The following is a 19,236-nucleotide window of genomic DNA, read 5'->3' as shown; positions in this document are numbered from 1 at the left end:
CTCCCCCATCCCCTCCCGCCTGCGGGAGGGGCGTGCATTGTGGCTGACCTCAGAACCCCTTCTTCAACGTCACGAACCACTGGCGCGGCGCGCCGGCGAGCAGCGTCTGGTTGTCGCCGCTGGCGGTGAAGCCGTTGGTGCCGATGGTCGAGATATAGCGCTTGTCGGTCAGGTTGGTCACGCTGCCCTCGATCGAGAAGCCGCCCCATTCCTTCGGGAACCGATAACCGATGCTGGCGTCGACCAGCACACGCCCGTCGACCGCCTGGTCGTTCAGATAGGTGAAGTAACGCTTCGACATATAGTCCGCGCCGACCCGGCCGAAGACGCGGCTGTCGTCATAGACCAGCTCGCCCTTGACCATGTTCTGCGGCGTGTCGACGACGTAACGCCCCTTTTCGGCGAGGAGATTGCCCGAGCCGTCGCGCACCGTCTGCTGATAGGTCGCATGGTTGTAGGAATAGCTGGCCAGCGCCGAGAAGGCGGGGGTCAGGCGGTAGAAGGCCGAAACCTCCGCGCCATAGCTTTCCACGCCGCCGACATTGTTCAGCGTCGGCGGAATGCCCTGGATCGCGGTGCCGATCGAATAGGTCAGCAGGCGGTCCGAGAAGTCGATATAGTAACCGGCCGCCGACAGTTGCAGCCCGCCGGTGCGGTAGCGGACGCCGCCCTCGGCCGTCTTCGACTTTTCGGGGCGCACGGTGCCCGCGACCGAATTGAACGCCGCCTGGCTGATCGAGAAGGGCGCAGCCGTCGCCGCCGCGATGAAGGCGCGCATATTCTCGGTATAGCTGGCGAAGACTTCCGCCCGGTTGCCCAGGTGCAGCACCGCCCCGACCTGCGGCAGGAACCAGTCCTCGCTCTTGATCCGGCCCCGTGCCAGCGTCCCCGCCAGCGTGTTCGCCTGATTGCGAACCCGCATCCCCTTCCAGCCGCCATTGATGGTCAGCTGGCCGATGTCGAGCGTGTCGCCGACCGAATATTGCAGCGTCTCGGTGTCGTACTTGCCGTTCCAGACGGTCGCCATCGGATTACGCTGGAAGTCCAGCGCGCTGCGGTTCGGCGTCGCGGTGTCGGTCATGCCATAGAGGCGACGCGCCTGATGCAGCGTGTTGCTCTCATACCAGCCGGTCAGCTCCAGCTTGTTGGCGCCGGTGGTCAGCGCCAGCTTGGCGATCGTGCCCGCGCGGTCGAGGCTGTACTCGGTGGTACGGAACGACAGCGGCGCGGGGTTGGTGATCGGCGTCCCGTCGGCATTGGGCGCGCCCGCTACCGTCGGGCTATAGGGCGTGATCCACGAACCCTGGCCCTTGTTATGGTGGTAATAGCTGGTCGAGGTGAGCGACAGCGCCTCGGTCAGCTTGGCCGCGAAGGTCACGCCGCCCAGATAATCGCGGCGCAGGCCCGCCGCGTCATAATAGCCGTCGTCCAGCGTGATGCCGCTCGGCAGGCCGATGCCGATCCCGGCATAGGGCGCCGAGAAGCCGGTCAGCGACCCATTGTTGGCGCGCGCATAGGCCGCCGCCGCCGCGCCGTTGGTCGCCTGCTTGGCGTAGAGGATCGCGAGCGGATAATTGTTGGTGATATTGTCGTTATAATAGCCCCGACGCTTGATGATATCGAGGCTCAGATCCTGATAGTCGTTCTCGCGACGATCCGAGAAGTTAAAGAAGCCGGTGATCGATCCCCGGTCGCCGAAGTCCTTCACGACCTTGGCATTGGCCTGATGCTGGCGCTGGCTGCCGAAACCCTTCCACTTGTCGGTGGTCAGATAGGAATAGCTCAGATAGCCCTTCAGGCCGCCGCCCAGATCGCCGCTGTCGGCGCGGACGAAGGCGCGGACGGTATCGTTGCTGCCATAGGTGCCCGACGCGGCAAGCGCGGCGGTGTCCGACGGCATCCGGCTGGTGAACTGGATGGTGCCGCCCAGATTGCTGGTCGACGCGGTGCCCAGCGCGCCCGCGCCCTGCGCGACGCTGGTCGAGGCGATATTCTCGGAGATGATTGCGCGGCTGATGTGCAGGCCATTGGTGGGGCCATAGCTCATGTCGCCCAACGGCACGCCGTCGAGCGTGAAGCCCAGCTGGTTCTGGTTGAACCCGCGAAGCGAGATGCGGGTCGACCATTCATAGGCCCCGAACGGATCGGACGCCTGGAAATTGACGCCGGGCAGCTTCGAGATCGCCTTCAGCGGCGACGTGCCCGGGGTCAGCCGGTCGAGATCGGCGGCGGTGATCGTCTGCACCTGGCGGCTTTGGCCGAAGCCGAGCACGACGACATCGGCCGGGACATTGGCCTGCTCGCCCTCAGGCGCGGGATCGGCCGCGACCGGATCGGCGGTCGTGCCGGTGACGGCGGCTTGTGCGGGCAGCGTCTGCGCCGACGCACCCGATGCGATCAGCGCCAGCGGCGCGACACCGATCAGAAACTTTACCATCTACTCTGGCCCCCAAATGGCTCGTTAACCCAATGGAGCGGGCGCATGGGGCCGGGGCGTGACACCGTAGCGACAGCGTAATGACCGGAATGTGACGGGGTGGAGTTATGGCTTTGGCGACACGATCCTCCCCGGCACGGGGAGGTGGCAGGGCGCAGCCCTGACGGAGGGGGGGCTTCCACAAGGATCTACCTTTACGGCGACCCCCCTCCACCATGCTTCGCATGGTCCCCCTCCCCTGCAAGGGGAGGAATGAAAAAGGGGCCGGGCAATCTTTCGCTGCCCAGCCCCCTTTCCTGCCGTCCGGCGAAGATCAGCGCGCGATGCCGCCCGCTGCCAGCACCGCCAGCGTGACCAGGTCGCCAGCGGTCGAGGTCATCGGCGCGATCTGCACCGGCTTTTCCATGCCGATCAGCATCGGGCCGATCATGCTGTCGCCGCCCAGTTCGCGGAGCAGCTTGGCCGAGATGTTGGCCGACTGGAGACCCGGCATGATGAGGACATTCGCCGGCCCCGACAGGCGCGAGAAGGGGAAGTTCGCCATCTGCTTGGGGTTCAGCGCGACGTCGGGCGACATGTCGCCTTCATATTCGAACCCGACCTGCCGCTTGTCGAGCGCGGCCACGCCGTCGCGGACATTGTCGATCCACTGGCCTTCGGGATTGCCGAAGGTCGAATAGGACAGGAACGCCACGCGCGGCTCATGCCCCATGCGGCGCGCGACGGCGGCGGTGCGCTCGGCGATGTCGGCCAGTTCCTCGCCCGAGGGACGCTCGTTGACCGTGGTGTCGGCGATGAAGACGGTGTGGCTCTGCCCGACGAGCAGATGGATGCCGAACGGCACCTTGCCGTCGACCGGATCGATCACCCGGCGGATTTCGCGGAAGCTCTGCGCATAGGTGCGGGTGATGCCGGTAATCATCGCATCGGCCTGACCCAGTTGGAGCATGACAGCACCGAAGATGTTGCGGTCCTGGTTGATCATCCGCTCGGCATCCCGGCGCAGATAGCCGCGACGCTGGAGCCGCTCGTACAGGAAGTCGACCATCTGCGGCACCATCTCCGAGGTGCGGCTGTTATGGACTTCATATTCCTGCGGGTTGGTCACGCCCAGCGCCGCCAGACGATCATAGACATCGTCGCGACCGACCAGCACCGGCGTGCCGTAACCACCCTCCTTGAACGCGATGGCGGCGCGGAGCACGACTTCCTCCTCGCCCTCGGCGAACAGCACGCGCTTCGGGTGCGCCCGGGCGCCCTCATAGGCGAGCGTCAGGACCGAGGTGGTCGGATTGAGGCGCGCACGCAGCTTCTGGCGATAGGCGTCCATGTCCAGGATCGGCCGCGTCGCTACGCCCGAGTCCATCGCGGCCTTCGCCACCGCCGAGGGGACCAGTTCCATCAGGCGCGGGTCGAACGGCGCGGGGATGATATATTCGGGGCCGAAGCTGTGCTGCGTGCCGTAAGCCAGCGCCACTTCCTCCGGCACGCGCTGGCGCGCCAGTTCGGCGATGGCGTTGGCGGCGGCGATCTTCATCTCGTCATTGATGCCGGTCGCGCGCACGTCGAGCGCGCCGCGGAAGATGAAGGGGAAGCCGATGACGTTGTTGACCTGGTTCGGATAGTCCGAACGCCCGGTCGCGACGATCGCATCGGGGCGCGCCGCCTTCGCCAGCTCGGGGCGGATTTCCGGCTCCGGGTTGGCCATCGCGAAGATGATCGGCGAGGGGGCCATGTCCTTGACCATCTCGGGCTTCAGCGCGCCCGCCGCCGAAAGCCCTAAGAACACGTCCGCGCCGTGCAGCGCCTCGGTCAGGGTACGGCGATCGGTGGCGGCGGCGTGCGCCGACTGCCACTGATTGACGTCGTCGCGGCCCTGATAGATCACGCCGGTGCGGTCGCACATGATGACGTTGTCGTGGCGCACGCCCATCGCCTTCATCAGCTCGGTGCAGGCGATCGCCGCCGCGCCCGCGCCGTTGACGACGACCTTGATCTCGTCCAGCCGCCGCTTAGTCAGCAGGCAGGCGTTGATGAGACCCGCCGCGCAGATGATCGCGGTGCCGTGCTGGTCGTCATGGAAAACGGGGATGTTCATCCGCTCGCGCAGCGTCTGCTCGATGATGAAGCATTCGGGGGCCTTGATGTCTTCCAGGTTGATGCCGCCGAAGCTCGGCTCCATCAGCTCGATCGCGTCGATGATCCGGTCGACATCCTCGGTCTTCAGCTCGATGTCGATCGAGTCGACATCGGCGAAGCGCTTGAAGAGGACTGCCTTGCCCTCCATCACCGGCTTCGACGCCAGCGCGCCCAGATTGCCGAGCCCCAGGATCGCGGTGCCGTTGGAGATGACCGCGACCAGATTGCCCTTGGCGGTATAGTCGTACGCGGTGGCGGGGTCTTCGGCGATGGCGAGTACCGGCACCGCGACGCCGGGCGAATAAGCCAGCGCCAGGTCGCGCTGCGTCGCCATCGGCTTGGACGCGATGATCTCGATCTTGCCGGGCCGTCCCTCGGAATGGAACAGCAGGGCCTCGCGCTCGGAGAACTGGTCGGTGGGTTCGTCGGACATGCGCGCGGCCTTCGATGCTGTGGATACAAGGACGCTACGGCTCTTGAAGCTTTCGCGCACGGCTGACAACCCTGTCACGTGCGGCTTTTGCCGCCCTAGGCAAGGCGAGCCATCAGCCTTATAAGTTTTCCGATGGAGCATGAGCCCGGCATTTTCGAGCGCCATGACGAACAAGCGGAATACGCCGCGGACCAACGGGCACGGGCGGATTTTCGAGCGGGCCGCTATTACGATCACACCGTCGTTGCAGGTTGGCTGCGAACATGGGGTACGCCGGAACGGGTGTCGTTTGACAAATGGCTGGCGGCGAATTGTGGATTGCCCCCTCCAGCCACCATTAGGCCTTGACCTCGGGCGGATCGACATTCAGTCCCCCTCAATTCCTCCCCTGCAAGGGGAGGGGGACCATGCGCAGCATGGTGGAGGGGTGTCACCGCTTGCGATGTTTGATCGACCTCGCAGGCCGGGACACCCCTCCGTCAGGCCTGCGGCCTGCCACCTCCCCTTCCAGGGGAGGAATGAATTGAATGTCGATCTGCCCTGGCCCAGCCGACGTAGCCCATCGGCGCCATCCCTATCCGCCGCCTGACCAGATTCTGGAAAACACGCCTCTCATGACCACCCCCACCCCGATGATGGCGCAATATCTGACGTTGAAGGCCGAGGCCGAGGATTGCCTGCTCTTCTACCGGATGGGCGATTTCTTCGAGTTGTTCTTCGACGATGCGCGCATCGCCTCGGGCGTGCTGGACATCGCGCTGACCTCGCGCGGGGAGCATGAGGGCGAGAAGATCCCGATGTGCGGCGTGCCGGTTCATGCCGCCACCGCCTATCTGCAGCGCCTGATCAAGGCCGGGCACCGCGTCGCCATCGCCGAGCAGACCGAGACGCCCGCCGAGGCCAAGGCACGCGGCGGGTCCAAGGCGCTGGTCGCGCGCGGCATCGTGCGGGTGGTGACGGCGGGCACGCTGACCGAAGAAGCGTTACTCGACGCCAAGTGCGACAATTGGTGCGTCGCGATCGGCGAGGCGGGCGGCGCGGTGGCGCTGGCCGCCGCCGACATCTCGACCGGGCGGTTCGTGGTGATCGACGTGAAGCCGGATGCGCTGGGGGCCGAACTCGCCCGCCTCGCCGCCGCCGAGGTGGTCGCGGCCGAAAATGCGACCCATGCCGATGCCGCGACGACCCTGCGCCCCTCCGCGACCTTCGACAGCGGCAGCGGCGAGGACCGGCTGAAGCGGCTTTACGGCGTCGCCACGCTGGACGGCTTCGGTCAGTTCACCCGCGCAGGGCTGTCGGCGGCGGGGGGCTTGGTCGCCTATCTCGACCATACCGCCAAGGGTGCGCTGCCCTTCCTGCGCCCGCCGGTGCTGAGCCAGGCAGCCGGAGCCATGGCGATCGACGCCGCGACGCGCGAGAGCCTGGAGCTGACCCAGACCGCCAATGGCCAGCGGAAAGGCTCGCTGCTCGATGCGGTGGACCGGACGGTCACGGGTGCGGGTGCGCGGGCGCTGGCGGGGGATATCGGCGCGCCGCTGATGGACCGGGATGCGATCGAGGCGCGGCTCGATCTGGTGCAGCATTTCCATGACGATGCCGCGCTTCGCGAACGCCTGCGCGCGGCCTTGCGGGCGCTGCCCGATATCGGTCGCGCGATCGGGCGGATCGCGGCGGGACGCGGCTCTCCGCGCGATCTGGGGCAGTTGCGCGACGGCCTCGACGGAGCCTGGGCGCTGTCCGAACATCTGGCCGACGGCCCTCCCCTGCTCCGCGAGACGACGCCGCGTTTGCGCGGGCACGGCGCACTGATCGACCTGCTCCGCCGCGCGCTCGTCCCCTCGCCGCCGATCGAGGCGAGCGAGGGCGGCTATATCGCGGCGGGCTATGACGTGGCGCTCGACGACCTGCGCGATGCGGGCGCGGGCGGACGCCGCGCCATCGCCGCACTGGAGGCCGAGTTCCGCCAGAAGACCGGCATTGCCGCGCTGAAGATCCGTCACAACGGCGTGCTCGGCTATCACGTCGAAGTCCCTGCGCGTTCGGCCGATGCGCTGATGAAGCCGGATTCGGGCTTTACCCATCGCCAGACGCTGGCGGGCGTGGTCCGCTTCAACACGCCCGAACTGCACGAGGTCGCCAGCAAGGTTGCGCAGGCGGGCGCCCATGCGCTGGCTGCCGAGGCTGCGCATCTGGAGGAACTGACCGCCGCCGCGCTCGCCTCGCGTGAAGGGATCGCCGCGACGGCGGACGCGCTGGCCCGGCTGGACGTGGCGAGCGGCTTGGCCGAACGCGCGGTCGAAGGCGGCTGGGTGCGGCCCGAACTGGTCGACCATGCCTGTTTCAAGGTGACGGGCGGGCGGCATCCGGTGGTCGAGGCGGCGGTGGCGCGCTCGGGCGAGCGGTTCGTCGCCAATGACTGTTCGCTGTCGGAGACCTCGCGGCTCTGGCTGGTGACGGGGCCGAACATGGGCGGCAAGTCGACCTTCCTCCGCCAGAACGCGCTGATCGCGGTGCTGGCGCAAGCCGGGTCCTATGTCCCCGCCACGCACGCCAGGATCGGGCTGGTCGACCGGCTGTTCAGCCGTGTCGGCGCGTCGGACAATCTGGCGCGGGGCCGCTCGACCTTCATGGTCGAGATGGTCGAGACCGCCGCGATCCTGGCGCAGGCGACGCCACGCAGCTTCGTCATTCTGGACGAAGTGGGCCGCGGCACCTCGACCTATGACGGCCTGGCGATCGCCTGGGCCGTCGTCGAGGCGATCCATGAGGACAATCGCTGCCGCTGCCTGTTCGCGACTCACTATCACGAACTGACCCGGCTGGCCGAGCGGTGCGAGGCGCTGTCGCTCCACCATGTCCGCGCGCGGGAATGGAAGGGCGAACTGGTGCTGCTGCACGAGGTCAGCGAGGGTCCGGCGGATCGCTCCTACGGGCTGGCGGTGGCGCGGCTGGCGGGGATGCCGCCGACTACGGTGGCGCGCGCCAAGTCGGTGCTGGCCAAGCTGGAGGCGGGCCGCGCCAAGACCGGCGGGCTGGCGGCGGGACTGGACGACCTGCCCCTCTTCGCCGCCGCCGCGCAGATCGAGGAAGAACTGTGCGATGCGATCCGGGCGGAGGTGGAGAAGCTCGACGTCGACGCCCTGTCCCCGCGCGAGGCGCTGGATGCGCTGTACAAGCTGAAGGCGTTGGCGCGGGAGGGGTAAACCCCTCTCCGTGCCCCGGCGAAGGCCGGGGCCCAGTTGCGGTGAACTATCGAAGGCGCGGGACGGCTTGCCTCCCCCGCGCCGGGCAGCGCGCCATCAACTGGGTGGAGCCTGGGCCCCGGCCTTCGCCGGGGTCGAAGATAGGGTGGGCACCCACACCCCAGCGCCCTGCCACAGGGGCAGTCCGCGCACTTCGACTTCGCTCGGCGCGAACGGAAGGTGATGTAACTGGCGAGAGGCTCAGCACGCTCATATCAAAACCGGAAAGTGGGGAGCTTCTGTTGCCCGGTGCTCCCCGTACCGCTGGATTCCCCTTCTGTTGCCCGGTGGGGTCCGACCGCGCTATTTTGGTGTAATCTCAGGCCGTGAGGCCCTCAATTACGCCGCAATCGCGAGTGCTTCGTTATCGTTGGCACTTGTGTATATGGGCCGTTGCGGTGGTCCCATTCCGAACGAAAACAGCGCTTTTCAACACACGTCGATCCTGGTTCGGCCCCGTCAGAAACGGTGTCCAAGTACACCACCTTTTATGGTGGAGCCGCCGGGTACTGCCCCCGGGTCCGCTGCGTCTATTACTCGCCGCAGTTTATCGTCATAGCCGGGTGAAACCCGGCACGTAGGGATATAGGAAGCCCGGCGGCATTACGCAAATGCCTTTCGCTCGCCCCATTTTGGGTCCATGGGGAGCTCCATGTTGACCCAGCGGTCCCGTTATGCGCTGCGCGCGATGCTGTTCCTGGCGGAAATGCCGGTGGAAGGGCCGCCGACCTCGATGACCCGCATCGCGGCCGAGGCCAATGTGCCGCGCAAGTTCCTGGAGCTGATCCTCGCCGACCTGAAGGGCGCGCAACTGCTCGACAGCCAGCGCGGCAAGATGGGCGGATACCGGCTGGCGCGGCCCGCGCACCTGATCTCGCTGGGCGACATCATCCGCACGATCGAAGGGCCGCTGGCGCTGGTCCCCTGCGTCAGCCGGACAGCCTATCGCCCCTGCAACGACTGCAAGAGCGAGGCCGACTGCGCCATCCGCCACGCGATGATGCGGGTGCGCGACGAGACGGCGCGGATCCTCGACGGCACCAGCCTGGCGGATGCGACGGCCAAGAAGCTGGCGGCGGCTTAAGCCCTTTACCCAACATTGCGCCACCCCGGCGAAGGCCGGGGTCCAGTTGTAGTGAGCGATCGAAGGCCGAAAGCCACCGCCTCCCACGCAACGTCGTCCCGCTCCCCCAGCCTGGTAGCGACTGGACCCCGGCCTTCGCCGGGGTGACGCGATAAATTATGGACGCCGCGCGCGCAGTTCGTCGCGAATTTCGCGCAGCAGTGCGACATCGGCGGGCTCCGCCTTGGGCTCGGCGGCGGCGACGGCCTTGTCTTTCTCGAACATCGCGGTCGCACGGTTCACGGTGCGGATCAGCAGGAAGATGATGAAGGCGACGATCACGAAATTGACCGCCTGCGTCACGAACGCGCCATAGCCCAGCAGCGGCACGCCTGCCTTCTTCAGCGCGGCATAATCGGTCAGCGAGCCAGCATAATTGGCCGGGATCGGCCCCATGCGCACGAAATAGCTGGAGAAATCCAGTCCGCCGAAGATCTTGCCGATCACCGGCATCAGCACGTCGTCGGTCAGCGACGTCACGATCTTGCTGAACGCCGCCCCGATGATGACCGCCACCGCCAGATCGAGCACATTGCCCCGCGCGATGAAGGCCCGAAATTCCTTGAGCATCGCCAAATCCCTCTATTTGCCTGGGCTTCGAGGGTATCGTCGCTTTTGCCCTTCGCCAAGCAAGACATGCGTCTTATATAGACCAGACAGTTGACGGAGGAATATTCGAATGCGTCGTCCCGTTCTTGCCCTGACCCCGGTCGTGATGGCCGTCGCTTTGTCCGGCTGCGGCATGAACAGCGTGCCCACGGCCGAGGAAAATGTGAACGCGAAATGGGCCGACGTCCAGGCCGCCTATCAGCGCCGCGCGAACCTGATCCCCAATCTGGAAGCCACCGTGAAGGGCGCCGCCGCCTCGGAAAAGTCGATCCTGACCGAAGTGGTCAACGCACGCGCCAAGGCGACCTCGGTCCAGGTGAACAGCGCCGACCTGTCCGACCCCGCCAAGATGCAGCAATTCGCCCAGGCGCAGGGACAGCTCAGCGGGTCGCTCGGCCGGCTGCTGGCCAATGTCGAGGCCTATCCGAACCTGAAGAGCCAGGACAATTTCCAGACCTTCATGAGCCAGCTGGAAGGCACCGAGAACCGCATCAACATCGCGATCGGCGATTACAACAAGGCGGTGCAGGCCTATAACACCCGCATCCGCACCTTCCCCGACGCGATCGGCGCGAAGGTGTTCTATGGCGCCAAGCCCAAGACGCCCTATCAGGCGACCACGCCGGGCGCTGAGAATGCGCCCAAGGTGAATTTCGGCGCCTGATCGTATCCCCATGACCCGGTTCACCCGGCTGCTCCGCCCGGTCCTCGGGCTCTGGCTGATCCTCTGCGCCGTCCCCGTGATGGCGCAGAGTTTTCCCAAGCTCGACGGCCTGGTCGTCGATGCGGCGGGCAAGATCGATCCGGCGACCAAGGCGCAGCTCGAACAGAAGCTGCAGGCCCTGCAAAAGGACACCGGCCGCCAGCTGGTGGTGGCGACCATTCCCGATCTGCAGGGCCGCCCGATCGAAGATTATGGCAACAAGCTGATCCGTTATTGGGGCGTCGGTCTCAAGGACGTCAATAATGGCGCGATCCTCTTCGTTGCGCCCAATGAGGGAAAGGGGCAGCGAGGCCCCCGCCTCGAAGTCGGCTATGGGTTGGAGCCGATCCTGACCGACGCATGGTCTTCGCAGATGATCCGCACGTTGATGCTCCCGCGTCTGCGGGAATCGAGCGACATATCGGGCGCGCTGAATGCTGGCGCTGACGCCGTCATCGCCCAGCTTCGCGCCTCACCCGAGGAAGCCAAGGCCAGGGTGGCCGAGGCTGCCAAACAGTTCGACCGCCAGAACAGACGCGGCGGCGGCGATTCCGATGGCTTTCCGATCCTGATCGTTCTCGTAGTCTTCATCGGCGGCTTCGTCCTGTTGTCGATTCTGCGTCGCAGACAGGGCCAGCGGTTTCACGACGACGATGACGACGATCGTGGCGGCGGCGGTGGGCGTCGCGGCGGCGGCTGGCCGATCATCCTCTGGGGCCCCGGCTGGGGCAGCGGCGGCGGATCGGGTGGCGGCTGGAGTTCGGGTGGCTCCGACGGGGGCAGCGACGGGTCATGGTTCGGCGGCGGCTTTACCGGCGGCGGTGGCGGCTCGGGCGGCGGCGGCGGCGCATCGGGGGATTGGTGAGATGTTGAGCGAAGCCGATAGCGATCTGGTCACCGCCGCCGTCGCGCGGGCCGAGGCGACCACGGATGCGGAGATCGTCACCATCGTCGCGCCGCGCTCGGACGACTATCGCGACGTCGCCTTGTGGTTCGCCGTGCCCGCGATGCTGCTGGTGCCGCTGTTCGCCGCGCTCTTCCCCGATCTGGGGTTGAAGCTGTTGGCGCTGGTCCATGACGCGTGGAGCGCGCCGGGCGAAGACCTGATCCTGGGCGTGCTGATGCTTGCGCAGATCCTGGCCTTCGGGCTGGTTTACGCGCTGCTCGGGTCCGTGACGCGCCGGATCGCATTGGTGCCCAAGAGCATCCGCCATGCCCGTGTCCGGGCGCGTGCCGTCCTCCTCTTCCGCGTTTCGGCCGAACGGCGCACCGACAGTCGCTACGGCGTGCTGCTCTACCTCTCGGAGGACGAGCATATGGCCGAGATCGTCGCCGACTCCGGGCTGACCGGCAAGGTCGGGCCGGAAACCTGGGGCAAGGCGATGGCGGTCATGCTGCCCCATGTCGCGAAGGGTCATGTCGGCGAGGGGCTGGGCGCGGCGGTCGAGCGCATCGGGCTTGTGCTGGCGACACATTTCCCCAAGACGGCGGCCGACACCAACGAACTGCCGGACAGACCGATCTCGCTATGACCGATCCCCGTATGGACGCCCCCCTCGAAACCCTGGCCGAGGGGCGTTTCCTCACGCTGCGCAAGCGCGGCACTTGGGAATATGCCGACCGACCGCGCGACATTCGCGCCGCCGTCATCCTCGCGATCGAGGACGGCCATATCCTGCTGGTCGAGCAATTCCGCATTCCGCTGGGCGCGCCGTGCCTGGAAATGCCCGCCGGGCTGATCGGCGACGAAACCGAGGGCGAGGCGGTGCTGGACGGTGCCGCGCGCGAGTTGGAGGAGGAAACCGGCTATCGCCCGGCCCGGATCGAGGCGCTGGGGGAATTCTGTTCCTCGCCCGGCATGACGTCGGAGCGTTTCACTTTGGTCCGGGCCACCGGGCTGGAAAAGGTCGGCGACGGCGGAGGCGACTCGGACGAGCAGATCGTCGTGCACCGGGTGAAGCTGTCGGAGGTCGTCGCCTTCATCGCCGAACGCCGGGCGGCGGGGGCGGCGGTCGATGCCAAGCTGCTGCTATTGCTGGGCGGCGGTATTCTGGGCTTTTGAGTTCGCGCGAAGCCGCGAGCACGCGAAGAAGATTTATCGCGCGGAGACGCGGAGAGGTCACGCTCGCGGCAGCGAGATATCTCCTCAACAGGCCGTTCTAGTGCGCGTCCGATGCCACCAGACACGCCACCTCGGCGCTCTCCGCGCCTCTGCGCGAACCCATTCTAAAAATCTTCGCGCCATCGCAGCTTCGTGCGAACAAATAGCTCAAAGAAGGTTGGTTCGCGCAGAGGCGCGGAGGACGCGGAGAGGGCTTGCTCGCGGAAACGGCAGGCCTCGACAACAGGCCGGTTATGAAGCGATCCCGATACCGCCGGGCGCGAAACCTCCGCGTCTCCGCGCGAACCAACCTTCTCAAGCGCTGCGCGCGAAAGAAAAGCGCCCCGGCCGTGACCGGAGCGCTCGAACCTCAACGGAAATTGTCGGCGTAGCTTTGCAGCTTCAGCGTCTTTTGCGGCGTCGGCACGACATGGTGGTCGAGCCCTTCGCGCTGGCAATAGGCGATCGCCTCTTCCAGCGTCGCGAAGGTCAGGCGGACCTGTTCCTGCGTGTCGCCGCTGCCGGCCCAGCCGGTCAGGGGATCGGGCTTTTTCGCCTCGGTCGGTTCGAATTCGAGTTGCCAGCGATCGGTCCGGTACTTGCCGGATTGCATCGCGTTCTTGGGGCGCTGGAAGATGCGAGCAGTGGCCATAATTCTTGTCCCTTATCGCGAACCGGCGGCTCTTGCATCCGCCTTTTTCGTGCGCAGTGTCGCGGACGCCGCCGCAGGATCGTCGGGCCAGGGATGGCGGGGATAGCGGCCGCGCATTTCCTTGGCCACCGCGCTCCAGCTGCCCGCCCAGAAACCGGGCAGGTCACGCGTCGTCTGGATTGGTCGTCCAGCGGGCGATGTGAGGCTGAGGACCAAAGGCACGCGCTCCGTTCCGATCACCGGATGCTCGGCCAGACCGAACAGCGCCTGCACGCGCAACTCGACGCGCGGACCACCTTCGGCTGCATAATCAATGGCATGACTACTGCCCGCCGGGCTGGTGAAATGCGACGGCGCCATCGAATCGATCCGCCGCTGATCGTTCCAATCGACCAGATTGCGGATCGCCTCGGTCAGCGCGCCCGGCGCCAGCGCGTCCAGCCGCCGCTTGCCCGCGACCAAGGCGGGCAGCCAGTCGCCCAGCCGTTCGAGCAGACTTTCGTCGTCCAGTGCCACTCCGGCATAGGCGGCGCGCGCGCGGTACGCCCCCGCCCCGTCGCTCCAGGGGAGCAGCGACAGGCCATGCGCCCGCACGCCCTCGACCAGTGCCTCGGCGATGGCATCGGCAGACGCCCCCGAATCAGGCCCGCTCGACAGGCGAAGCCCACCCAGCCGCCGTTCGCGCAACGCCTCGACGCCGCCCGTTGCCGGGTTGAAGGTGACGGTCCGCCGCGTCTCGATCCGTTCGGCGAACAGCGCCTCGACGGTGGTGAGGTCGAGCGGCGCGGCCGACAGGATGCGCGCGCACGAGGCCGCGCCTTGCGTCTCGCCCACCGCCAGCCATTCCGAACTGGCCAGCCCCGAGGCGGGGTCGAGCCGGAAGCCCCTGCCCCCGACGCTCGCCCAATTCTCGCCCGTGCCGTCACGCCGCCGCGCCACCCGGTCGGGATAGGCGAGTGCCAAGCAGACGCCCGCGCCATGATCCCAGACCTCCTGCTCGACCGGCTTGGGAGCGAGGCCGGTCCAGCGTTTCGCCATCGCCCGCGCCGCCTCCGCCTTGGGGCCACGCTCGGTCCGCCAGCGGCGCAGGCGCTGTTCGACATCGACATCCTGCCCGCCGATGCCACGCTCGCCCAGCAGCACCGCGACCTCGGCGGCGGTCGATGCCAGCCCGCGCTCGCCACTGCGGATCAGCATATGCGCGAGGCGCGGCGGCATCGGCAGTTTGGCGATCGCCTTGCCATGCGCGGTCGGACGGCCAGTGTCGTCGAGCGCCTCCAGCACGGTGAGGCGGGCGCGGGCTTCCGCGACGGCCGCCTCGGGCGGTGGATCGAGCCAGGGGAGTGCGCGCGGATCGCTGACGCCCCACAGCGCGGTGCCGAGCAGCAGCGATGACAGGTCCGCCTCCAGAATTTCGGGCGGGTCGAAGCGCGGCAGGCCCGCCGTCGCGGCTTCCTCCCACAAGCGATAGGCGACACCCGGCGACTGGCGCGCGGCGCGTCCCGCACGCTGGACGACAGCGGCCTGGCTGGCACGCTCGGTGACGAGCCGGGTCATCCCCGCCGCGCGGTCGTAGCGCGGACGACGGGCCAGCCCGGAGTCGACCACGATCCGCACGCCGTCGAGCGTCAGGCTGGTCTCCGCGATCGAGGTGGCGAGCACGATCCGCCGCCGTCCCTCCGGATCACGCCGGATCGCTGCGCGCTGCGCCGCCGGGTCGAGCGAGCCGTGGAGCTCGTGAATGGCGATGGCGGAGGGCAGGTTCGCCAGCCGCTCGGCGGTGCGCGCGATCTCGGTGGTGCCGGGCAGGAAGGCGAGGATATCGCCCTCCGCCTCGTCCTGCAGCGCGCGGCGGATGGCGGCGGCGACCGAATCCTCGATCCGCGCTTCGGCGGCCCGTCCGAGATGGCGCAAGGTCAGCGGATGGCTGCGCCCCTCGCTCTCGATCACGGGCACATCGCCCATCAGGCTGGAAAAGCGGCGACCGTCCAGCGTCGCGGACATGGCGACCAGCCGCAGATCAGGCCGCAACCCGGCTTGCGCATCCAGTGCCAGCGCCAGGCCGAAATCACCGTCGAGGCTGCGTTCGTGGACTTCGTCGAACAGCACCGCCGACACGCCCGCCAGTTCGGGGTCCGCCTGGATGCGCGCGACGAAGATGCCTTCGGTGACGACGGTGACACGGGTCGCAGCGCTAACCCTGGTATCCATGCGCGTCGCATAGCCGAAGGTGCGGCCGACCGGCTCCTCGGCGAGTGCTGCCATGCGCTCGGCGGCGGCGCGGGCAGCAAGGCGGCGGGGGGACAGGAGCAGGACTTCGCCACTGCACCAGGGCTGGTCGAGAAGCGCGGGCGCGACGGCGGTGGTCTTTCCCGCGCCGGGGGGCGCCACGAGGACGGCGTTGGGCGCGTTTGCCAGCGCGGCGAGCAGATCGGGCAGGACGGCGGTGACGGGCAGGGTCATGAGCGAGCGATAGGGGGTTTGGCGGGCGGGGTGAAGGACTTCCCCCCCTTTCCCGCTTAGCCGTTCCCCGGCGAAGGCCGGGGCCCAGGTTCCACCAAGCTGGTGATGCGCCACGCGAGGCGGGGGAGGCTAACCGCCCTACGCCTTCGATAACCCCCAGCAACTGGGCCCCGGCCTTCGCAGGGGTCGAAAAAGGGTCAGTAAGCCCGCGCGACCGCGAACTCGACGGCTTCGATCATCGCGCTCTTCGCCGGGCCATCGGCAAAGCCCCGCAGCGCCTCGATCGCCAGCCCGCCATAATGGCGCGCGCGGGCCATCGTGTCGTCGACCGCCCGGCTCTTGCGGACCAGCGCGATGGCATGGGCGAAGTCCTCGTCCGACGTCCGACGTCCCTCGACCGCATCCTTCCAGAAGGCGCGCTCTTCGTCGTTCGCGCGTGCATAGGCCAGGATCACCGGCAGGGTCATCTTGCCCTCGCGGAAGTCGTCGCCCGCGTCCTTGCCCATGGTGCCTGCGTCCGACACATAGTCGATCGCATCGTCGATCAGCTGGAACGCGATGCCCAGGTTCCGGCCATAGGCCTCCAGCGCCAGCTCCTCCGCCTCGGGCCGCTCGGCGACGACCGCCGCGATGCGGCAGGCGGCGGCGAACAGCGCGGCGGTCTTGGCGTCGATGATCGAGAGATAGCGCTCCTCGGCCAGACCCACTTGCCGAACGGCGGTCAGCTGGTTCACCTCGCCCTCGGCGATCACCGCCGACGCGCCCGACAGGATGTTCAGAACCTTCAGGCTGCCCGCATCGACCATCAGCTGGAAGGACCGGCTGAACAGGAAGTCGCCGACCAGCACGCTGGCGGGATTGCCCCAGATGATGTTGGCCGTCCGCCGCCCGCGCCGCAGGTCGGAGCCGTCGACGACATCGTCGTGCAGCAGCGTGGCGGTGTGGATGAACTCGACCGCTGCTGCCAGGACATGGTGGCTGGTGCCCCGATAGCCCAGCAGTTGCGCACTGGCGAGCGTCAGCATCGGGCGCATCCGCTTGCCGCCGCCCGCGATCAGGTGCCCCGCCAGTTGCGGGATCAGCGGAATCTCCGACGCCATGCGGTCGATGATGACCTGGTTCACGGCGTTCATGTCGTCGGCCACCAGCCGGATCATCGGGTCCAGCGAGGGCGCGGGCTTGGCGAGGCGGGTGGCGGTTACGGTCATGGGCAGGTAAGAGCCTCTGGCGACAACGCTTGCCGAACGCAAGCCTAAGCGCGAAAGGGCGCACGCGAAATTGCCGTGGGACGCGGCTGCGCCAGAGGGAGACGTATCGATGTCCGACACCGTGCTGACCGGCTATCGCCAGTCGATCGACAATATCGACGCCGCGCTGGTCTTCATGCTGGCCGAGCGGTTCAAGATCACCCAGGCGGTCGGACGTTACAAGGCGGAGAACGAACTGCCCCCCGCCGATCCCGGCCGCGAGGAATCGCAGATCGCCCGGCTGCGCCAGCTGGCGAGCGATGCGCAGCTCGACCCCGAATTTTCCGAGAAATTCCTGCGCTTCATCATCGACGAAGTGATCCGCCACCATGAGCGACTGCGCGGTTGATGGCATTCCTCCTGGCGATCGAGGGCGCGGACGGCGCAGGCAAGGCGACCGCGACGGCGGCCGTGACCGAGCGGCTGAACGCCGCCGGGCTGTCGGCGGCGGCCTTGTCCTTTCCGCGCTATGCCGAAACGGTCGGCGGCTGGGCGCTGGGCGAATATCTGGCCGGCCGCCTGCCCCATGCCGCCGCGCCGGAGACGGCGGCGACCCTCTATGCGCTCGACCGATTCGAATCGCGGCCGCATCTGATCGAGCTGGCGGAAACGCACGATATCATCGTGTTCGACCGCTATATCGCGTCGAACATGGCCTATCAGGCGGCGCAGGTTCCCGCTGATCAGGCGCCTGCCCTGCTGCAATGGATCGAGCAGCTGGAGACGGTGCAGTTCCGCCTGCCCGCCCCGCATCTGTCGGTCTATCTCGACACGCCGCTGGACGTCGCGCGCGACCTGATCGCCCGCAAGCGCAAGCGCAGTTATACCGACGACACCTATGACGCCTATGAAGCCGATCTGGGGCTCCAGGCGCGGGTCCGCGCGAACTACGCCGCAATGGCGGACGGGGCGATGCTGGGCGAATGGGCGACGGTGTCGACCGTGGCGGGCGGCGCATTGCGCAATCCAGCTGAGATTGCGGACGAAATCACCACGCTGGCGATGGAGCGCCTGCGCTAACCTACCGACTGTTCCCCGGCGAAGGCCGGGGTCGAGTTTCCAGGCGCTGTAGAAGGCGCGTCGCATCTGCCTCCCACGCGACGTTTCGGCGCGCCACCAGCCTTGGCAGGAACTGGGCCCCGGCCTTCGCCGGGGAACGGGAGCAAAGGTGCAGTGGGAACAATCTTTTTGCTCACGCGATGCCGCGAAGAGAAAGAGGTTGGTTCGCGCGGAGGCGCGGAGAACGCGGAGGTGTCGGACCCGCGGCTCTTGCCGCCCTTCTCCATCCAGCGATCGAGAAAAGAAGACTGCGCTCTGCCGCGCGCAATACATCTCTGCGTTCTCCGCGCCTCCGCGCGAAATCAAAATCTTCGTATCATCGCGGCTTTGCGTGAAACAAACATCTACACCGTAAAGCCCCTCAGTTCGACGCGCGGATCGTCCCCGCCAGCGGCGCGAAGCGGGCGACCTGCTGGCCCACCAGGCGCAACTGCCCCTCGACCGCCGGATCGCTGATCCGCCCTTCCGCGTCGAAGCGCGTCTGCTGCGTGTTCACCGCTGCCGCGAAGGGCGTCGGCCAGCCACGCAGGGCATGGACGATCGAGCGCAACGCCGCGATGGTCGAACCCGTCGCCTGCCAGCCATAGGCGGTGGCGATCAGCCCCACGGGCAGGTCGGCGAAATAGGGCCGGTCGTCCTTTGCCGTTTCCTCCAGCAGGTCGAGCGCGTTCTTCACCAGCCCCGAGATGCTGCCATGATAGCCGGGGCTGGCGATGATGATCGCCGACGCCTGTCGCACGGTGTCGACGAACACCTGCTCCGCCTCGGTCCGCTCACCCGCGCGCGGGTTGTAGAGCGGCAGGCGCGCGAGGTCCTCGCCGCCGAAGACATGGGTGCGGAACCCCTCGTCCGCCGCCGCCGTCATCGCGGTGCGCAGCGCACGCTCGGTCGAGGAGACGCTGCCGATCGTGCCGCCGATGCCGACGACGAGCGGGGAAGAGGAGTGAGCCATGCTCCGCCTTTCACCCCGGACCGCGCAGCGGAGCAAGCGCTAAGTTTGCCGAATCCCTGTCGTTGCGGCGGTCCGA

At 67.4% G+C, this 19,236-nt stretch carries 15 protein-coding genes and 1 other RNA gene; 8 read left to right on the top strand and 8 right to left on the bottom strand.

The window, feature by feature from the left end; translation table 11 throughout:
* Window positions 1–49 precede the first annotated feature (49 nt).
* Together NS355_RS15930 and NS355_RS15925 are read right to left on the bottom strand one after the other, a co-directional pair.
* Window positions 50–2,437, bottom strand: coding sequence for a TonB-dependent receptor (locus NS355_RS15930; protein WP_058746574.1), 2,388 nt, complete (start codon window positions 2,435–2,437; stop codon window positions 50–52).
* A 313-nt stretch (window positions 2,438–2,750) separates the two neighbouring features.
* A complete protein-coding gene (locus NS355_RS15925) occupies window positions 2,751–5,009 on the bottom strand; it encodes an NADP-dependent malic enzyme (protein WP_058746573.1) in 2,259 nt (752 codons plus the stop codon).
* A gap of 632 nt (window positions 5,010–5,641) precedes the next feature.
* On the opposite strand from NS355_RS15925, the gene mutS reads away from it, so the two are divergent.
* The gene (gene mutS, locus NS355_RS15920) at window positions 5,642–8,212 is read left to right on the top strand and encodes a DNA mismatch repair protein MutS (protein WP_058746578.1); all 2,571 of its coding nucleotides are present in this window, start codon (window positions 5,642–5,644) and stop codon (window positions 8,210–8,212) included.
* A gap of 304 nt (window positions 8,213–8,516) precedes the next feature.
* Here the strand turns inward: mutS and ssrA are convergent.
* Window positions 8,517–8,866, bottom strand: a transfer-messenger RNA (tmRNA) gene (ssrA, locus tag NS355_RS18415).
* A gap of 37 nt (window positions 8,867–8,903) precedes the next feature.
* On the opposite strand from ssrA, the gene NS355_RS15915 reads away from it, so the two are divergent.
* Complete coding sequence (locus NS355_RS15915; RefSeq protein WP_042491370.1) at window positions 8,904–9,335, top strand: RrF2 family transcriptional regulator; 432 nt, start codon at window positions 8,904–8,906, stop codon at window positions 9,333–9,335.
* Window positions 9,336–9,491: 156 nt separating this feature from the next.
* Here NS355_RS15915 and mscL read toward each other — a convergent pair whose 3' ends face one another.
* On the bottom strand, window positions 9,492–9,944 hold the full coding sequence (gene mscL / locus NS355_RS15910; RefSeq protein ID WP_058715460.1) for a large conductance mechanosensitive channel protein MscL: 453 nt from the start codon (window positions 9,942–9,944) through the stop codon (window positions 9,492–9,494).
* Between the two features lie 109 nt (window positions 9,945–10,053).
* Between mscL and NS355_RS15905 the strand changes: the two genes are divergently transcribed.
* Genes NS355_RS15905 through NS355_RS15890 form a run of 4 tightly spaced genes read left to right on the top strand, consistent with a single transcriptional unit; the run spans window position 10,054 to window position 12,748 of the window.
* Complete coding sequence (locus NS355_RS15905) at window positions 10,054–10,647, top strand: LemA family protein (RefSeq protein ID WP_058746572.1); 594 nt, start codon at window positions 10,054–10,056, stop codon at window positions 10,645–10,647.
* Between the two features lie 10 nt (window positions 10,648–10,657).
* Entirely contained in the window at window positions 10,658–11,551 is an 894-nt protein-coding gene (locus NS355_RS15900; RefSeq protein WP_058746571.1) for a TPM domain-containing protein, read from the top strand.
* A 1-nt stretch (window position 11,552) separates the two neighbouring features.
* Window positions 11,553–12,218 (top strand): TPM domain-containing protein, encoded by a 666-nt coding sequence (locus NS355_RS15895; protein WP_058746570.1) that lies wholly within the window; start codon window positions 11,553–11,555, stop codon window positions 12,216–12,218.
* A complete protein-coding gene (locus NS355_RS15890) occupies window positions 12,215–12,748 on the top strand; it encodes an NUDIX hydrolase (protein ID WP_084788026.1) in 534 nt (177 codons plus the stop codon). The genes NS355_RS15895 and NS355_RS15890 overlap by 4 nt, the downstream gene beginning before the upstream one ends.
* Window positions 12,749–13,157: 409 nt before the next feature.
* On the opposite strand, the gene NS355_RS15885 is transcribed toward NS355_RS15890, so the two are convergent.
* The 3 genes from NS355_RS15885 to NS355_RS15875 all read right to left on the bottom strand — a co-directional run bounded on the left by NS355_RS15885 (window position 13,158) and on the right by NS355_RS15875 (window position 17,110).
* Window positions 13,158–13,439, bottom strand: a complete 282-nt coding sequence (locus tag NS355_RS15885) for an ETC complex I subunit (protein WP_042491340.1) — start codon at window positions 13,437–13,439, stop codon at window positions 13,158–13,160.
* A 12-nt stretch (window positions 13,440–13,451) separates the two neighbouring features.
* Window positions 13,452–15,902 (bottom strand): ATP-dependent helicase HrpB, encoded by a 2,451-nt coding sequence (hrpB, locus tag NS355_RS15880; protein WP_058746569.1) that lies wholly within the window; start codon window positions 15,900–15,902, stop codon window positions 13,452–13,454.
* Between the two features lie 197 nt (window positions 15,903–16,099).
* Window positions 16,100–17,110: a polyprenyl synthetase family protein gene (locus NS355_RS15875; protein WP_058746568.1), complete on the bottom strand. Its 1,011-nt coding sequence runs from the start codon at window positions 17,108–17,110 to the stop codon at window positions 16,100–16,102.
* Window positions 17,111–17,219: 109 nt separating this feature from the next.
* Between NS355_RS15875 and NS355_RS15870 the strand changes: the two genes are divergently transcribed.
* Both NS355_RS15870 and NS355_RS15865 read left to right on the top strand, forming a co-directional pair.
* Window positions 17,220–17,498 carry a chorismate mutase gene (locus NS355_RS15870; protein WP_056433511.1) on the top strand — a complete coding sequence of 93 codons (279 nt, stop codon included), beginning with the start codon at window positions 17,220–17,222 and terminating at the stop codon, window positions 17,496–17,498.
* A complete protein-coding gene (locus tag NS355_RS15865) occupies window positions 17,498–18,169 on the top strand; it encodes a thymidylate kinase (RefSeq protein WP_058746567.1) in 672 nt (223 codons plus the stop codon). The genes NS355_RS15870 and NS355_RS15865 overlap by 1 nt, the downstream gene beginning before the upstream one ends.
* Window positions 18,170–18,569: 400 nt before the next feature.
* Here NS355_RS15865 and NS355_RS15860 read toward each other — a convergent pair whose 3' ends face one another.
* Entirely contained in the window at window positions 18,570–19,160 is a 591-nt protein-coding gene (locus NS355_RS15860) for an NADPH-dependent FMN reductase (protein ID WP_058746566.1), read from the bottom strand.
* Window positions 19,161–19,236: the final 76 nt, after the last annotated feature.

This window comes from Sphingomonas yabuuchiae (assembly GCF_001477495.1).
Lineage (GTDB): Bacteria > Pseudomonadota > Alphaproteobacteria > Sphingomonadales > Sphingomonadaceae > Sphingomonas > Sphingomonas yabuuchiae_A.
Note: the sequence above shows the minus strand (reverse complement) of the source record. Positions and strands in the feature narration are given on the sequence as shown.

Coding starts and splice junctions, on each gene's coding strand:
- NS355_RS15925 (WP_058746573.1), bottom strand. CDS start 5,009: ATGTCCGACGAACCCACCGACCAGTTCTCCGAGCGCGAGGCCCTGCTG.
- NS355_RS15905 (WP_058746572.1), top strand. CDS start 10,054: ATGCGTCGTCCCGTTCTTGCCCTGACCCCGGTCGTGATGGCCGTCGCT.
- NS355_RS15895 (WP_058746570.1), top strand. CDS start 11,553: ATGTTGAGCGAAGCCGATAGCGATCTGGTCACCGCCGCCGTCGCGCGG.
- NS355_RS15915 (WP_042491370.1), top strand. CDS start 8,904: ATGTTGACCCAGCGGTCCCGTTATGCGCTGCGCGCGATGCTGTTCCTG.
- NS355_RS15890 (WP_084788026.1), top strand. CDS start 12,215: ATGACCGATCCCCGTATGGACGCCCCCCTCGAAACCCTGGCCGAGGGG.
- hrpB (WP_058746569.1), bottom strand. CDS start 15,902: ATGACCCTGCCCGTCACCGCCGTCCTGCCCGATCTGCTCGCCGCGCTG.
- NS355_RS15875 (WP_058746568.1), bottom strand. CDS start 17,110: ATGACCGTAACCGCCACCCGCCTCGCCAAGCCCGCGCCCTCGCTGGAC.
- mscL (WP_058715460.1), bottom strand. CDS start 9,944: ATGCTCAAGGAATTTCGGGCCTTCATCGCGCGGGGCAATGTGCTCGAT.
- NS355_RS15860 (WP_058746566.1), bottom strand. CDS start 19,160: ATGGCTCACTCCTCTTCCCCGCTCGTCGTCGGCATCGGCGGCACGATC.
- NS355_RS15930 (WP_058746574.1), bottom strand. CDS start 2,437: ATGGTAAAGTTTCTGATCGGTGTCGCGCCGCTGGCGCTGATCGCATCG.
- NS355_RS15885 (WP_042491340.1), bottom strand. CDS start 13,439: ATGGCCACTGCTCGCATCTTCCAGCGCCCCAAGAACGCGATGCAATCC.
- NS355_RS15900 (WP_058746571.1), top strand. CDS start 10,658: ATGACCCGGTTCACCCGGCTGCTCCGCCCGGTCCTCGGGCTCTGGCTG.
- mutS (WP_058746578.1), top strand. CDS start 5,642: ATGATGGCGCAATATCTGACGTTGAAGGCCGAGGCCGAGGATTGCCTG.
- NS355_RS15870 (WP_056433511.1), top strand. CDS start 17,220: ATGTCCGACACCGTGCTGACCGGCTATCGCCAGTCGATCGACAATATC.
- NS355_RS15865 (WP_058746567.1), top strand. CDS start 17,498: ATGGCATTCCTCCTGGCGATCGAGGGCGCGGACGGCGCAGGCAAGGCG.